Origin of the sequence: Streptomyces sp. NPDC101393 (assembly GCF_044767385.1) — a bacterium.
Lineage (GTDB): Bacteria > Actinomycetota > Actinomycetes > Streptomycetales > Streptomycetaceae > Streptomyces.
Genome location: NZ_JBIWNU010000005.1, coordinates 216,772 through 231,678, shown reverse-complemented (window position 1 = coordinate 231,678; position 14,907 = coordinate 216,772). Strand labels below are relative to the sequence as shown.

The window sequence follows — 14,907 nt, the reverse complement described above, 5'->3', positions numbered from 1 at the left end:
TCCGAACGGACTCCGTTTCGGACTCCGAACGGACTCCGAACGGACTCCGAACGGACTCCCTTCGGACGCCGTTCGGAAGAATCGTCCCGCCCGTCAGGCCTCAGGCCAGTTCGGTGAGCGTGACCACGGCCAGCACCCCGTCGATGCCCACCTCCACCGCCTCACCGTCTCCGCCGGACAGCAACACGGCGTCCAGGCGGCCCAGTTCGACGCCCGACCGGGACAGCACGGCCGACCCGGCGAGGGCGACCACCAGTACCCGCACCCCCGGCTTTGACGCCACCTCGACCCGCTCGCGCGCGATCCGTACGCGCGCGGCCACGGCGCCACCGCGCACCATCACATTGAAATCGGTGATCGGCCCGCCGACCAGCGCACATTCGGTGCGCGCCCCGCCGGGGAACGCGAAGGGCACATACGGGTCGGTGACCGTGTGCGCGACCCCGTCGACCGTCAGGACCATGCCGTCCCCGTCGACGAGGGTGATGATCCGGTCCACGCCGTCGAACGCGGAGAACGGCCCGCTGTCCGCCACCTCCGCGACACTCACCCGCCAGTCGAAGTCCCCCGGCCCGGCCCCCGCCGGCTCCGCGGCGACCTCGGACGTGACGCCGCCCCCGTTCTTCCACGGCGCGGCCTGCCGCCGCGCCGCCCGCAATACCTCTGTCGCCACTGGCTCTCTCCTCACAGATGCGTGGACGAAAACGCCCGGCGGCCCGGCAGGAGTATCGCTACTCCTGCCGGGCCGGGCGGGCGGACGCGGATCAGACCAGCGGGCCGGTGACCGACTCGGCGGCGTCGACCGCGCGGCCGGAGACCACGTACTGCACGGCGGCCTCGATCTCCGGGGCGAGGAAGCGGTCCGGGCCGGGGCCGGGCACCGTCTCGCGCAGCCCGTCGCGCACCGCGGCGGTGGCGGGGGACGGGGTCAGCGGGGCGCGCATGTCCAGGGCGCGGGCGCCGGTGTAGAGCTCCACGGCGAGGACCCGGCCGAGGCCGTCGAGCGCGCGGCGCAGCTTGCGGGCCGCGGACCAGCCCATCGAGACGTGGTCCTCCTGCATGGCGCTGGAGGGGATGGAGTCGACGGAGGCGGGGGCGGCCAGCCGCTTCAGCTCGGAGACGATCGCGGCCTGCGTGTACTGGGCGATCATGTGGCCGGAGTCCACGCCCGGGTCGTCCGCCAGGAAGGCGTTCAGACCGTGGTTGCGGGCCGGGTCGAGGAACCGGTCGGTGCGGCGTTCGGCGACCGAGGCGAGGTCGGCGACGGAGATCGCCAGGAAGTCCAGCACGCAGGCGACCGGCGCGCCGTGGAAGTTGCCGTTGCTCTCCACCCGCCCGTCGAGCGTGACGACGGGGTTGTCGACGGCGCTCGCCAGCTCGCGCGAGGCGACCAGTTCGGCATGCGCCAGGGTGTCCCGTACCGCGCCGTGCACCTGCGGCGAGCAGCGCAGCGAGTACGCGTCCTGGACCCGGGTGCACTCCGGGCCGCGGTGGCTGGCGATGACGCCCGAGTCGGAGAGCAGCGCGCGCAGGTTGGCGGCGCTGTCGGCCTGCCCCGGGTGCGGGCGCAGCGCCTGGAGGTCGGCGGCGAAGACGGCGTCCGTGCCGAGCTGGCCCTCGACGCTCATCGCCGCGGCGATGTCGGCGGTGCGCAGCAGCCGGCGCAGGTCGTGGGCGGCGAGCAGCAGCATGCCGAGCATGCCGTCGGTGCCGTTGATGAGGGCGAGGCCCTCCTTCTCCTGGAGGACGACGGGCGTGATGCCGGCGGCGGCCAGCGCCTCGGCGGCGGGCTTGAGCACACCGCCCGCGTCCCGGACCTCTCCCTCGCCCATCACGGCGAGCGCGCAGTGCGCGAGCGGCGCGAGGTCACCGGAACAGCCCAGCGAGCCGTACTCGCGGACGACCGGGGTGATCCCGGCGTTGAGCAGCGCGGCGTAGGCCTCCGCGGTCTCGGTACGCACTCCGGTGCGGCCGGTGGCGAGCGTCGACAGGCGCAGCAGCATCAGCGCGCGGATGACCTCGCGCTCGACCTCCGGGCCCGACCCCGCGGCGTGCGAGCGCACCAGGCTGCGCTGCAGCTGGGTGCGCAGCTCGGCCGGAATGTGCCGGGTGGCAAGTGCGCCGAAACCGGTGGAAACGCCGTAATGCGGCTCCACGTCGTCGGCGAGGCCCTGGATCACCTCGCGGCTGCGGGCGATCTCCTTGAGGGCCTCGGGCGCGAGCGCGACCGGGGCGTCGAGACGGGCAACGGACACAACTTCGTCGGCGGAGAGCGGACCGACACCAACAACAACAGTCATAACCCCATGAAGCCCCAGGTCGGGGCCGCACCGCGAGAGGCATCGGCAGCTGAGTGTCTGGAATCCCAGACGATCACGAGGCCGGGCCGGGGTGATCCGATCCCGCCCGCCGCCGGATTACCCTCACCGCATGACCATCGTCCCGGCCGCCGCCCAGGTCCTGGCCGTCCTGCGCTATCTGGCCAAGCAGGCGGCGCCGGTGCCGGCGGCGGCCATCGCCCGCGATGTGGGGCTGCCCCGCTCGACCACCTACCACCTGCTCGACACCCTCGCCTCGGACGGCTTCGTGGTCCACCTCCCGGAGGAGCGGCGCTACGGCCTCGGTGTCAGCGCCTTCGAGCTGGCCTCCGGCTACGAGCGCCAGGCCCCCTTCCAGCGGCTGGCCCGGGTCCCGCTGGCCACGCTGGTGGACCGTACGGGCCACAACGCCAACCTCGCCGTGCTGCACGGCCGGGAAGTCATCTACGTCATCGAGGAACGGGCCCCCGGCCGGGCCCCGCTGGTCAGCGAGGTCGGCGTCCGGCTGCCCGCCCAACTCACCGCCAGCGGCAGGGCGTTGCTGGCGCACCTGCCGGCCGCCCAGGTCCGTGCGCTGTTCCCGGACCGCTCCGCCTTCGTCCTGCGCAACGACGCGGGGCCCACCTCGCTCAGCGCGCTGCGGCCGCTGCTGACGGAGGTGCGGCGGCGCGGCTACGCGACCGAGGAGGGGGAGATCACCGGCGGCCTGTCCTCCGTCGCCGCACCCGTGCTCGACCATCTCGCGCACCCGATCGCGGGCGTTTCGGTGACCTTCCCCGGAAGCACGGCGGACGCCGCCGAACGCGACCGGATCGCGGGCCATGTCACGCAGACCGCAAGGGAGTTGACGCGCCGGGTCGGAGGTTTCTCCGGCGCGCAGCGCTGACGCCGGCGGGGCGCAGGGCGAGGGCCGGTGCGCGGTACGCACGGCGGGCAGTGGTCAGGAGGCGCGGTCGGCCGCTCCGCGCGGCGCACGGTGATCGGCGGGTGGGAGCCCGGCCGGAGGTGCGGGGCGGTCGATCCGGGCCGGTCGTCGGCGTTCCAGACGATGGCCGAATCACACCCCCTCAGAGGGCGGGCAGCGCGGTCTCGCAGGGAGAGGACCTCCCCCGCGGCGTCCCCTGTACCTGCAAGACCAGCGCGAACCAGGATTAACGCGAAGTTGCTCGCGTTAATCTGTCCTGGACAATACTTGGCGTGAACCCGCACTGCAATCCGGAGCTCCCGTGACGACAGCGCAGCAATCCCCCGGTGGCAGCCGCCCGGGCGGACGTACAGCCAGGACCCGGCAGGCCGTACTGGACGCCGTCTTCGAGGAGTTGGGCCAGGGCGGGTTCGCCGCGCTCAGCATGGAAGGGATCGCCCAGCGCTCCGGAGTCCACCTCGCGACGCTCTACCGCCGCTGGCGCTGCGTCGAGGGTCTGGTCTGCGAGCTGCTGGCCGACCTGAGCGCCGGTGTCCCGCTGCCCGACACCGGCACCCTGCCCGGCGACCTGCGCGTGCTGGCCCGCTCGGTCGCCGGTCTGTACGCGGACGAGCGGATGCGCAGCCTGATCGCGGCCGTCGTCTCCGCCGCGGCGCGTGATCCGCAGGCCGCCACCGTGCTGCGGGACGTCTTCGACGACCGGCTGAAGCTCGCCGCCGACCTGGTGCGGCGCGCCGTGGAGCGCGGCGAACTGCCCGCCGAAACGGACCCGGAGGCGGTCATGGCGGCCCTCGGGGCGCCCTTCTACTACCGGATCCTGATCGCCCGCCGGCCCGTCGACCCGGCGCTGGCCGAATCGGCGGCCACCGCGGTCTGGGCCGCGGCCCGCGCGGGCGCGTACGCGCATGCCGACGGCCGGTGACCCCGCGGGTCACCGGCCGTCGTCACACACACCTCGCGGCTACTTGCCGAGCAGTCCGGACATCCAGTTCTCGACGTCGGAGGACGTGCGCGGGAGGGCGGCGGAGAGGTTCCGGTTGCCGTCCGCGGTGACGAGGATGTCGTCCTCGATGCGGACGCCGATACCGCGGTACTCCTCGGGCACCGTCAGGTCGTCCGCCTGGAAGTACAGGCCGGGCTCGACGGTGAGCACCATGCCGGGCTCCAGGGTGCCGTTGACGTACGCCTCGGTGCGGGCCGCGGCGCAGTCGTGGACGTCCAGGCCGAGCATGTGGCCGGTGCCGTGCAGGGTCCAGCGGCGCTGCAGCGCCAGCTCCAGCACCCGCTCCACCGGTCCCTCGACCAGGCCCCACTCGACGAGCTTCTCGGCGAGCACCCGCTGCGAGGCGTCGTGGAAGTCGCGGAAGTTCGCGCCGGGCTTCACCGCGGCGATACCGGCTTCCTGGGCCTCGTACACCGCGTCGTAGATCCTGCGCTGGAGGTCGGTGTAGCGGCCGTTGATCGGCAGGGTGCGGGTGACGTCGGCGGTGTAGAGGCTGTTCGTCTCGACGCCGGCGTCCAGCAGCAGCAGATCGCCGGAGCGGACCGCGCCGTTGTTGCGGACCCAGTGGAGGGTGGTGGCGTGCGGGCCGGCGGCGCAGATGGAGCCGTAGCCGACGTCGTTGCCCTCGACGCGGGCGCGCAGGAAGAACGTGCCCTCGATGTAGCGCTCGGACGTCGCCTCGGCCTTGTCGAGGACCTTCACGACGTCCTCGAAGCCGCGGACCGTGGAGTCGACGGCCTTCTGGAGCTCGCCGATCTCGAACTCGTCCTTGATCACCCGGGCTTCGGAGAGGTAGACCCGCAGCTCTTCGTCGGTCTCGGCGGTGACCTTGTCGGTCAGCGCGGCCTCGATCCCGGCGTCATGACCGCGCACGACCCGGACCGGTCCGGTGGCGTCGGTCAGCGCGCCGGCCAGCTCGCGCACGTCCTTGCAGGGAACCCCGAGCAGCTTCGCGGACTCGGCGAGGCTGTTGCGGCGGCCGACCCACAGCTCGCCCATGCCGTTGAGCCAGAACTCACCGTTCTCCCGGTCGGAGCGGGGCAGCCGGTGGACCGTCGCGTCGTGGCCCTCGGCGCCGTCCGCGCGCGGCTCCAGGACGAGCACGCTGTCGTCGGTCTGGTCGCCGGTGAGGTAGACGTACTCCGTCGAGGCGCGGAAGTCGTACTCGGTGTCGTTGGAGCGGGTCTTGAGATTGCCCGCGGGGATCACCAGCCGCTCGCCGGGGAAGCGCCGGGACAGCGCCGCGCGGCGGCGGGCGGCGTTCGGGGCCTGCTCGATCGGCTGGAGGTCGCGCAGCTCGGTGTCGGCCCAGCCGCTCTTCATGCTCGCCGCGAGCTCGTCCGACACTCCCGGGTAAAGGCCGTTCTTGCGCTGCTTGATCGGCTGCTCGTCCGCATCCGGGGTCTCCGGCGTGAGCTCGTCGGTCACAATGCCTCCTTTTAAGAGTGAACCGCCTTCCATCGTATGTGCGGAGGGAAGACGGTCCAGGGCGGGCAGCTGTGACCTGTGGAGCACCGGGTGCGGACGCGGTCGCCCGCCCCGCGCCACCGGCCCCGTGCTACTCGTCGAAGTGGGCCGCGAGCAGCACCACGTCCTCCTCGGAGGCGGGATCGTCCAGGCCCTGCGGCAGCATCGTGCGCACGATGTGGTCGACGACGGCCTCCGGGTCGTGCCGGTCGGCCCGGGGGATGCCGGCCGCCGCGGCGTGCAGCCGGGCGAACGCGCGGTCCATCGCCTCACCGGTGCGGTGCAGCAGCCCGTCGCTGTAGAGCAGCAGGGTCTCGCCGCGGGCCGGCGAGATCTCCACGCTGGGCGCTTCCCAGCAGGCCAGCATGCCCAGCGGCGCCGAGAGTGAGGTCTCCACGAACTCGGTGCGCAGGTCACCGACGATCAGCGGCGGGCAGTGACCGGCCCCGGCGAGCACCAGCTTGCGCGGGAACGGATCGGTGATCCCGGCCGGCATCGCGGGCGCCGGCGGTCCGCCGGGGGCACCCGGCGGCGGCTCGGTGAAGGCGAAGAGCGCGGTCGCGCTGCGGGCCGGTTCGGTCAGCCGCAGCAGCAGTTCGAGATCGGAGAGCACCGCGACGGGGTCCTCGCCCTCCATGACGGCGTACGCGCGCAGCGAGGCCCGCAGCCGCCCCATGGCGGCCACCGCGCTCGGCCCCGAGCCGGTGACGGACCCGACGGCCAGGCCCAGCGCGCCGTCCGGCAGCGGCAGCGCGTCGAACCAGTCCCCGCCGCCGCGCGGCCCGGTGCTGTGCCGCACCGCGAGGCGTACGCCGGGGACCCGCGGCAGCCGGCCGGGCAGCAGCTCCTCGCGGAGCGTGGCGGCGGCCCGGGTGCTGCGGTGGAGTTCGAGGAGCCGGGCGAGGTGCTCACAGGCGTGCGCCCGGTAGAGACCGACGAGGTGGCGCTGCCGTTCGCCGGGTTCGGCGGGCTCGTCGTAGAGCCAGACGGCGGCGCCGATCCGTCCGATGGGGTCGGCGGCCAGCGGGACGGCGTAGCTGGCGGCGTAGCCGAGGCGGGCGGCGACCTCGCGCAGCCGGGGATCGAGGTCCTTCTCGCCGGGGATGTCCGGTTCGGCGATCTCCGTACGGGCGTCGGGTGTCCCGGTGGAGGCGTCGTCCGCGGCGCCCGGCTCGGGGAGGCCGTCCAGTATCCGCGCGTACGACAGGGCGCGGCGGGGGATGGTCTCGATGTGGCCGATATCGGCCTGGCCCAGGCCGAGGCCGATGGTGGTCTCCGGTCCGAGGCCGTCGGACGGTGCGAGCACGACCAGCCCGCGCTGCGCGCCCACCAGGGACGCGCCGGCCCGCAGCATCTCCTGGAGGGCGTCCTCCAGGGTTCTGGTGCGGGCCAGTTGTTCGGTCAGGTCGTGCAGCGTGCTCAGATCGGAGATCCAGCCTGCCAGCCGGTCCTGGACGGCGACGAGCTGATCGACGGGCGACATCTCGGGCGCGGCGCCGCGGGCGGATTCCCTTCCGCTGCCGGGCGGCGCTTCGGTGGCCGCGCCGGGCTGGGGGTCCGCCGGGCCGTCCGCGCAGCCGTTCGCCGCGGGTGGGTCGGCAGTGTGCGCGGGGGCGGGAAGGGTGGGTTCGATTCCAGCCACATTCGGCACGCGAGGGGCGGTCATGACCGACGGCTTCCGTCGGATCTGACATTTCCCCAGGTCAGGCCGGGTTCTGGTAGGGAGTTCGGCATTTTGTTGAGTGATGTTGTGCGGTAAGGGCGGCCGCTCAATTTCCTCAATAGCATCGCAAACCCCCATGTCATGCTGCTCCGCTATTAATGCCTCCACATGTACACGCACCCACGACGTGATGTCCAGCATTGTCCCCATGGGGTTTGTGGTGTCAACGAGGTCTGTAGATTGGCCTGAAAATTTCCCCCCGAGGGTTAATTTGCGGTCGACTGACGGCGATCGACAGCGCGTCATCTCCACAGTGGCGGGTACGTACTCGGATAGGTGCGGGGCCAGTTGGGGCCGCACCGGAACTCTCCGGCGGGCGCGGGCGTCCTATACAGCGACGACCGCGACGCACTCCCATGTGGCGGGATTGCACTACGGAACCGCAAGCGCCAGGCGCGCGCCACCCTCCGCCACGTTCCACGCTCGGCGTACGGCGTGATGCGCTGCCTTGTACACGCGGTGACCAATGATCCACGTGGCGTGATCGGCTCCAGGCTGCATGACCAGGTCGCATGATTCGCCACATCGCGGCATGAACCGGCATGTAGTGCGATGGACATAGCCCTCGGCGTTAACGGAAAGGAACGAGCGCTCATGCGCGAGATCCTCGGAAGGCGACGCAAGCTCCTGTTCCGGCGCGGCGGAAGGTCGGCGCTGCTCGGTGCGGCGCTCCACTGCGCCACCGAGTGGCAGTGGCCCGTACTCCCGGGCGTGGGGACCGGCTCCGCCGGGCGGCCGTCCGGCACCGGCCGGCTCGGCCTCGGCGAGCGGACCGCCCGCCGGTGCAGCTGCCCCGACCCCGAGTGTGTGGTGCCCGGTGCGCACCCCTTCGACCCCGGCCTGCTGGCGGCCACGACCGATGCCCGGATGGTGCGTTGGTGGTGGGCCAACCGCCCGGACGCCCCGATCGTACTGGCCACCGGCGGCAGCGCGCCCTGCGCGATCAGCCTCCCGGCCGTCGCCGGCGCGCGGGCCCTGGCGGCCCTCGACCACTTCGGCGTCCGCCTGGGCCCCGTCGTCGCCACCCCCACCCGCTGGTCACTCCTCGTGGCGCCTTACGACCTCGCGGAGTTGGGCGAGCTGCTGCACTCCCGGGACTGGGTGCCCAGTTCGCTGCGGTTCCACGGCGAGGGCGGCTATGTCGTGCTCCCGCCGTCGCAGATCGGCGCCGGCAAGGTGCGCTGGGAGCGCCCCCCGGCCGCGACGCCGGCGGCCCCCTGGCTGCCCCAGGTGTCCACGATCGTCGACGCGCTGGTCACCGCCAGCACCAGCACCCCGGACGGCGGCAGCCGGCTCGCGTACTGACCCCGCGCGCCCCGGCTCCCGCCGCTCAATCCCCCACCGCCGCACCCGTATTGAGGCAGCGGCGCAGCCCGTCGCCGCCGGTGCTCGCCGGCCCCGTGTGCCGCCCGCCGGAAAGAACGCGCGGGCGGTTCACCCGTACGGGTGCGAGCGGCCCCGACCACTACGGGAAACGGGTGTCCTTGCGCGGGGGAGACCCTCCTCGGGGCGGTAGGTTCGGCCCACCGTCAAGCCGTCGTCGGCAGTTCGAAGCCCGATGGCGCATCTCGATCGCGAGTGGGTCCCATGCAGCGTGCGCCGAAGCTCCGCCTGATCGCGCTCGCCGGCACGGCCGCGCTCGCCATCGCCGTCCCCCTGGCCGCCGCCACGGCAGGCCCGGCCGACACGGCGCACACCCCGATGCCCGGTAAGCGGCCGACAGGGAAGGCCGGGTCGTCGGGCCCCGCCACGGCGGACGGCAAGCCCGGCGCCGCTTCCGGTGCCGACGCCCGCCACCCGGCGCCGCTGGTCGATCTCGGCCTCCCGCTGCTCTCCGCCGAGGGCCGTACCGCCCGCTGCGGCCCCGAACTCGCCTCTCCGCAAAGGATCGAGGCGCAGACCTGCGTACTCGCCGAACAGGGCCGTACCTGGGCGCGTACGTACTACCGCAACCCGACGGGTAACCCGCTGCGTGCCGTCCTGACGCTGCTGCGGCCCGACGGCACGACCGTCCAGGCGCACTGCGCGCTGCCGGCGGCGGACGCGCCGGGCGTGTGCGAGACGCCCGCGGGGCCGACGGCGCACCTGGACGGGGTGCCCTACGGCGCGGTGGCGGAGGTCTCCGACGTGGTGGGGGAGCGGCTGCTGCTGCGCTCCGGCGGCAACTCGGCGTAGGGCGCCGGTCGTTCGGACCAATGGCGGGCGTTGCGCGGATGCGGCGTACGCCGGCGGGCGGGAGCGGTGCGGCCGGAGCGCGGAGGCGGGAGCGGTCCTGACCCGGTCCGGCCGGGACGACGCGTCCGGCGCCGGACATGGAAGCGCCCGGTCGCTGGCGACGGGGGATGCACCAGCGACCGGGCTCCAAGAACCGTAACAAGAGATCGGCTGTTAGCAAATTCGATCGTGGAATTCCGGACGCCTATTTACCGGCAGGTAGAGGGAGTTGTGACAGGAGTCACGCATGAGGCGTCCAGGTCGTCACTGTCAGCTCAACGTGACCTGACGGTTGGTGAGTCCACCGCGCGCCCGGCGCTCCTCGGGAGTCAGCGGCGCGTCCGAGGCGAGGGCCTTCGTGAGCCGCTCGGCGAACGCCGCCGCCGGCTCCGCGACCTCGTCGGCCCCCATCGAGGAGGGCAGGTCCCAGACGGGAACGACCAGGCCGTGCGCCCGGAACGACCCGACGAGGCGGGTGCCGTCGCCGAGCGAGGAGGTGCCCGCCGCGTGCAGCCTGGCCAGCGCGTCGAGCAGCTGCTCCTCCGGATACGAGGTGACCCAGCGCAGGTGGTTCTTCCCCGGGGCCTCGCACCAGTAGGCGCCTTCCAGGCCAGGGATCCGGGCGGCCGGGATCGCCGCGGCGTTGGCCCGCTCCAGGGAGGCGGCGACCTCGCCGGTGGCGTTCTCGGCGTTCTCCACCCAGAACTCGAAGCCGCTGTGCACGTCCGGCGCGAAAGTGGCGTCCGGGTCGAGCAGATCCTGCAGCCGCGGCCCGTCGGCGGCGGTCCGGCCGGCCGCGACCGGATTGCCCGGCTCGGCGGTCAGCGCACGCTGCAGGGTGTCGGCGAGGTCGCGGCTGATGTCGCCGGAGGCGGTGTCGTTCTGCAGGCCGATCAGGACCGCGCCGTTGTCGCGGCGCAGGGCGGGCCAGGCCATCGGCAGGACGGTCGCGAGCGTCACGGACGGCACGCCCTCGGGCAGCCCGCCCTTGAGCGTCAGCTCGACCGTGGCGGCCGGCACCAGCTCACGCAGCGCCACCCAGTCGCATTCGCCGGCCAGGCCCTCGAAGGGGCGCTGCACCAGCTCGGTGGCGGCGTGCGCCGCGCTCCGGCCGTGACAGGCCTTGTAACGGCGGCCGGAACCGCACGGGCAGGGCTCGCGGGCGCCGACGACCGGCACCTCGCCGTCCTTCATCTGCGGTGCTGCGGCCTGGGTCTGGGGGCGGCGCTTCTTGGCCATGGCGGCGGTGTCTCCTGGTCGATCCGGGGCGTGCGGACGCGTTTCGGCGCGAGCCTAGACGAGTACGAGGGCGCGTCCGGCCGCACCTGGCCGCCGTGCCGGGGCCGACCGGCTAGGGGAGGTCGTCGAAGTCCGCGAACGCCAATTCCGGCGGCAGGCCGGAATCGATCCCTCGCACCGGCGAAGGTGGTAGCCCGGCGGCCAGGTCCCCTCGGGGGGCGAAAGCGTCCTGGAGGGGGAGGACGGCCCAGACCGTCACCTCGCCCGCGAGCGTGTCGCGGACGCCCCAGTCCTTGGCGAGCGAGCGGATGATCGCCAGCCCGCGGCCACCGCGCGCCGTGACGGACGGAGTGGCCGGAAGTGGCCGGGTCGGGCCGCCACCGTCCGTGACCGCGACGGTCAGCCTGCCCTGCGCGTCGATCCGCCAGGACGCGCGAACGGAAGCCGACGGGATGCCCCGCGCGGCCTCGTGTACGGAATCCGGTGATCCGTTTTCGTATATCGGACGCGCATGCCTACACGAATTGCTCAACAGTTCCGAAAGGATGAGGACCGCGTCATCGACGACTGTGTCCTGAACTCCACTTGCCAACAGCTCTGCTCGCATGCGCCGTCTGGCCATGCCGACACCCACTGGACCATGAGGTACGGCCATGATCGACGACGTCGGCACCTCTTGTGCCACCACCAACGCCACCCCCGAGACCTCCTTTGCCCCACGCCAGGGGATGAATTCCCCAATGGACTGGACCGGAAACCGGCCAAGCGCTGTGCGGTGACGCACTCGACACCGTGGAATACGGGCCGAATGCGCCGGTGCACACCCCGTGAGGGGCTTTAGTCAAGGCCGAGTTGCTTTCGTACCTGTTTGGGGCGGTTCGTGATGACGGCATCCACGCCAAGGTCCCGGCACAGTTCGATGTCGGCCGCCTCGTTCACCGTCCAGACGTGCACCCGGTGGCCCGCGCGGTGCGCCCTGGCGACGTAATCCGGATTCGCCCGCAGGATGCGCATCCCGGGGCCCGCGATGCCGACCCCGGGGGGCAGCCGGCCGTCGCGGTGCCGCGGCGTGAGGAATTGCATGAGGTAGACGCCCGGGATGTCCGGCGCGGCGGCCCGTACGCGGTGCAGCGAGCGGGCCGAGAAGCTCATGACGCGCACCGCGGGAGCGCCGTCGCCGGTGGCGGGCGGCCGATCTCCGTTGGTGGCCGGTTTGGTGTGCCCGAACCGTCCGAGCAGCTCGACCAGCCGCTCCTCCACCTGTCCGGCCCAGCGCGTCGGGTGTTTGGTCTCGATGGCCAGCTCGACCCGGCGGTCGGCGTCCGCGACCAGCTCCAGCAGCCGCTCCAGGGTCAGCACGGAGGTCCGCTCGGGGTCCTCGTGCTGCCGGTCGGGGGCCTCGGCGTCGTCGGCCCCCGCCTTCCACGAGCCGAAGTCGAGGGTGGCGAGGTCGGCCAGTTCCAGCGCGGAGACGGCACCGCGCCCGTTGGACGTGCGGTTCACCCGCCGGTCGTGGACGCAGACCAGTTGGCCGTCGGCGGTCAGCCGGACATCGCACTCCAGGGCGTCCGCACCATCCTCGATCGCCTTCCGGTAGGCGGCGAGAGTGTGCTCCGGGGCGTCCTCGGAGGCGCCTCGGTGGGCGACGACGGAAATGGCGGGAGAACCCGGACGGACGTCCTGGGCGGGGCGTGCATAGGTCACCGCGTTATCGTGCCATCCACCGCTCGGCGGCCGTGTGCGCGGTGCCTGATGTGGATCACAGCGGATGCGCCTGATTTGTCCGGCATAAAGGATGAGGGAACAGTCACAGCCTCGGCTTACGGTGCGCTGACGCGCTGTGGGAAAGGCTGGGGAACCGAGACTCGCCCGTATCGCCCGGATCCTGAATCCTGGGGTCAGGGGTAGTGGGCACAGGAGTTCTGGGTACCGGTAACCCTTCCGGTGCCCGGACCCGGTACCGGGTCCGCCAGGGATCCCTGGTCCCCGACGGAACCGAGTACCAGGGAAGCCAGAAGCCAAAAGCCAGAGAAGGCCAGAAAAGGCCAGAGAAACCGACGAATCAGAGGAAACGGAAGGCCAGGACGGCCAGGAAGGCCCGGAAGGCGCACGGGGTTCGTACGGCCCGTAGGAGCCGTACGAAGCCGATGAGCCCGAAGGACCCGCCGGGCCCCCCTTGCCCGACGAGCCCGATGACCGCAAGACACGGCCCAGGGCCGTGGGCCGGCACAGTCGTGAAGCTGAGGAGAGAGCTGTGAGCACCGAGAACGAGGGAGCCACCGGCCCGTCGGAGGCCAAGCCGCCGACGGGGCCGCAGGCATCGGAGCGCACGCCCGCGTCCGCCTCCGGCGCCCAGACTCCGGACGCCCCGCCCACGCCGGCCGCCCCGCCCGCGGCACCCCCGCCGCCGGACTTCGCCCCGAGGACCGAAGCGGCCCCGCCGGGCGGCGGCCCGCAGCAGGGCTCGCACCAGGGCGACCCGTACGCCGGCGGCCGGCAGGCCCCGGGCCCGTACGGCGCTCCGAACGGACCGGGCGCCGACCCCAGGGGCGGCCACCCCGACCACACCGCGCAGCTGCCGACCTACGCGGCGTCCTCGGCATCACCCGGCCACGGTCCGGCCGGCCACGGCCCGTCCGGACACGGCCCGTCCGGCCCCGGTTCCGGCGGCTGGGGCCAGCAGCCGCCCTACGGAGGCGGCGACCCGTGGGGCGCCCCCACTCACCCGGCCCCCAGGAAGCGCAACGGCGGCCTCGTCGCCGCCGTCCTGGCCGCGGCGCTGGTCGCGGGCGGCGTCGGCGGCGGTATCGGCTTCTGGGCCGCCGGACGTGACGACAACGGCTCGACGACGGTCTCCGCCTCCGGCAACCCCGAGGCACTGAACCGCAAGCCCACCTCCGTCTCCGGGATAGCGCAGAAGGCGCTGCCCAGCGTCGTGACCATCGAGGCCCAGGGCGCGACCGGCGAGGGCGGCACGGGCACCGGCTTCATCTACGACAAGCAAGGCCACATCCTCACCAACAACCACGTCGTCGCCAGCGCCGCTGAAGGCGGCGGCAAGCTCACCGCGACGTTCTCCAACGGCAAGAAGTACGAGGCCGAGGTCGTCGGCCGCGCCCAGGGCTACGACGTCGCCGTCGTCAAGCTCAAGAAGGCCTCCGGCGCCCCGCTCAACCCCCTGCCGCTGGGCAAGTCCTCCCACGTCCAGGTCGGCGACGCCACGATCGCGATCGGCGCGCCGTTCGGCCTGTCCGGCACGGTCACCACCGGCATCATCAGCGCCAAGGACCGCCCGGTGGCCTCCAGCGACGGCGGTGGCACCAGCGCCTCGTACATGAGCGCCCTCCAGACGGACGCGTCGATAAACCCCGGTAACTCCGGTGGCCCCCTGATGGACGCCGGCGGCAACGTCATCGGCATCAACTCCGCGATCCAGTCGGCCAGCGGCGGCGGCCTGGGCGGCGAATCGCAGCAGTCCGGCAGCATCGGCCTCGGCTTCGCCATCCCCATCGACCAGGCCAAGCGCGTGGCCCAGGACCTGATCAAGACGGGCAAGCCGGTCTACCCCCAGATCGGCGTCCAGGTCGGCATGAAGCAGACCGGCGACGGCGCCACGATCGCCCAGACCGGCAACAACGGCTCCGACGCCGTCACCGCCAACGGCCCGGCCGACAAGGCGGGCCTGCAGCCGGGCGACACCATCACCAAGCTCGACAACACGGTGATCGACAGCGGCCCCACCCTGATCAGCGAGATCTGGCAGCACAAGCCCGGCGACCGGATCACCCTCACGTACAAGCGCGCCGGCAAGGAGCACACCACCGAGGTCACCCTGGGCCAGCGCACCGGCGACAAGTGACGCTAGGCTGATCCCCGCGACACCGCCCAGCGGCGCCGCGGGGAGGCTTGCCCGAGCGGCCTAAGGGAACAGTCTTGAAAACTGTCGTGGCGGCAACGCCACCGTGGGTTCAAATCCCACAGCCTCCGCAGAGGTCAGCGAACTAGCTGGTCAGAAGGG

12 protein-coding genes and 1 tRNA gene are annotated in these 14,907 nt (G+C 72.7%); 6 read left to right on the top strand and 7 right to left on the bottom strand.

Features of this window, described 5'->3' with window-relative positions; genetic code table 11:
* Positions 1-100: 100 nt before the first annotated feature.
* Both ACIRQ7_RS17950 and hutH read right to left on the bottom strand, forming a co-directional pair.
* Positions 101-673, bottom strand: coding sequence for a HutD family protein (locus ACIRQ7_RS17950; protein ID WP_404263447.1), 573 nt, complete (start codon positions 671-673; stop codon positions 101-103).
* Between the two features lie 91 nt (positions 674-764).
* Entirely contained in the window at positions 765-2,300 is a 1,536-nt protein-coding gene (gene hutH, locus ACIRQ7_RS17945; protein ID WP_404263445.1) for a histidine ammonia-lyase, read from the bottom strand.
* 130 nt (positions 2,301-2,430) lie between these two features.
* Here hutH and ACIRQ7_RS17940 point away from each other — a divergent pair, with 130 nt between their 5' ends.
* Both ACIRQ7_RS17940 and ACIRQ7_RS17935 read left to right on the top strand, forming a co-directional pair.
* On the top strand, positions 2,431-3,204 hold the full coding sequence (locus ACIRQ7_RS17940) for an IclR family transcriptional regulator (RefSeq protein WP_404263444.1): 774 nt from the start codon (positions 2,431-2,433) through the stop codon (positions 3,202-3,204).
* 340 nt (positions 3,205-3,544) lie between these two features.
* Complete coding sequence (locus ACIRQ7_RS17935) at positions 3,545-4,165, top strand: TetR/AcrR family transcriptional regulator (RefSeq protein ID WP_404263442.1); 621 nt, start codon at positions 3,545-3,547, stop codon at positions 4,163-4,165.
* Between the two features lie 39 nt (positions 4,166-4,204).
* Here ACIRQ7_RS17935 and ACIRQ7_RS17930 read toward each other — a convergent pair whose 3' ends face one another.
* Together ACIRQ7_RS17930 and ACIRQ7_RS17925 are read right to left on the bottom strand one after the other, a co-directional pair.
* Complete coding sequence (locus tag ACIRQ7_RS17930) at positions 4,205-5,674, bottom strand: aminopeptidase P family protein (RefSeq protein WP_404263440.1); 1,470 nt, start codon at positions 5,672-5,674, stop codon at positions 4,205-4,207.
* 130 nt (positions 5,675-5,804) lie between these two features.
* A complete protein-coding gene (locus tag ACIRQ7_RS17925) occupies positions 5,805-7,577 on the bottom strand; it encodes a PP2C family protein-serine/threonine phosphatase (protein WP_404263438.1) in 1,773 nt (590 codons plus the stop codon).
* Positions 7,578-8,030: 453 nt separating this feature from the next.
* Here ACIRQ7_RS17925 and ACIRQ7_RS17920 point away from each other — a divergent pair, with 453 nt between their 5' ends.
* Both ACIRQ7_RS17920 and ACIRQ7_RS17915 read left to right on the top strand, forming a co-directional pair.
* Positions 8,031-8,741, top strand: coding sequence for a bifunctional DNA primase/polymerase (locus ACIRQ7_RS17920; protein ID WP_404263436.1), 711 nt, complete (start codon positions 8,031-8,033; stop codon positions 8,739-8,741).
* Between the two features lie 282 nt (positions 8,742-9,023).
* Positions 9,024-9,611, top strand: coding sequence for a hypothetical protein (locus ACIRQ7_RS17915; protein WP_404263434.1), 588 nt, complete (start codon positions 9,024-9,026; stop codon positions 9,609-9,611).
* Between the two features lie 309 nt (positions 9,612-9,920).
* On the opposite strand, the gene ACIRQ7_RS17910 is transcribed toward ACIRQ7_RS17915, so the two are convergent.
* The 3 genes from ACIRQ7_RS17910 to ACIRQ7_RS17900 all read right to left on the bottom strand — a co-directional run bounded on the left by ACIRQ7_RS17910 (position 9,921) and on the right by ACIRQ7_RS17900 (position 12,593).
* Positions 9,921-10,889, bottom strand: coding sequence for a DUF5926 family protein (locus tag ACIRQ7_RS17910; protein ID WP_404263433.1), 969 nt, complete (start codon positions 10,887-10,889; stop codon positions 9,921-9,923).
* Positions 10,890-11,001: 112 nt separating this feature from the next.
* Positions 11,002-11,673 (bottom strand): ATP-binding protein, encoded by a 672-nt coding sequence (locus ACIRQ7_RS17905; protein WP_404263432.1) that lies wholly within the window; start codon positions 11,671-11,673, stop codon positions 11,002-11,004.
* Positions 11,674-11,726: 53 nt separating this feature from the next.
* Entirely contained in the window at positions 11,727-12,593 is an 867-nt protein-coding gene (locus ACIRQ7_RS17900) for a glycerophosphodiester phosphodiesterase (RefSeq protein ID WP_404263430.1), read from the bottom strand.
* 550 nt (positions 12,594-13,143) lie between these two features.
* Here ACIRQ7_RS17900 and ACIRQ7_RS17895 point away from each other — a divergent pair.
* Both ACIRQ7_RS17895 and ACIRQ7_RS17890 read left to right on the top strand, forming a co-directional pair.
* Complete coding sequence (locus tag ACIRQ7_RS17895) at positions 13,144-14,748, top strand: trypsin-like peptidase domain-containing protein (RefSeq protein WP_404263429.1); 1,605 nt, start codon at positions 13,144-13,146, stop codon at positions 14,746-14,748.
* 41 nt (positions 14,749-14,789) lie between these two features.
* Positions 14,790-14,876: transfer RNA gene (locus tag ACIRQ7_RS17890), tRNA-Ser, on the top strand.
* Positions 14,877-14,907: the final 31 nt, after the last annotated feature.

Bases quoted from the DNA above. Each gene is read 5' to 3' on its own strand.
- ACIRQ7_RS17910 (WP_404263433.1), bottom strand. From the start codon at position 10,889: ATGGCCAAGAAGCGCCGCCCCCAGACCCAGGCCGCAGCACCGCAGATG.
- ACIRQ7_RS17915 (WP_404263434.1), top strand. From the start codon at position 9,024: ATGCAGCGTGCGCCGAAGCTCCGCCTGATCGCGCTCGCCGGCACGGCC.
- ACIRQ7_RS17920 (WP_404263436.1), top strand. From the start codon at position 8,031: ATGCGCGAGATCCTCGGAAGGCGACGCAAGCTCCTGTTCCGGCGCGGC.
- hutH (WP_404263445.1), bottom strand. From the start codon at position 2,300: ATGACTGTTGTTGTTGGTGTCGGTCCGCTCTCCGCCGACGAAGTTGTG.
- ACIRQ7_RS17925 (WP_404263438.1), bottom strand. From the start codon at position 7,577: ATGCTGGACATCACGTCGTGGGTGCGTGTACATGTGGAGGCATTAATA.
- ACIRQ7_RS17940 (WP_404263444.1), top strand. From the start codon at position 2,431: ATGACCATCGTCCCGGCCGCCGCCCAGGTCCTGGCCGTCCTGCGCTAT.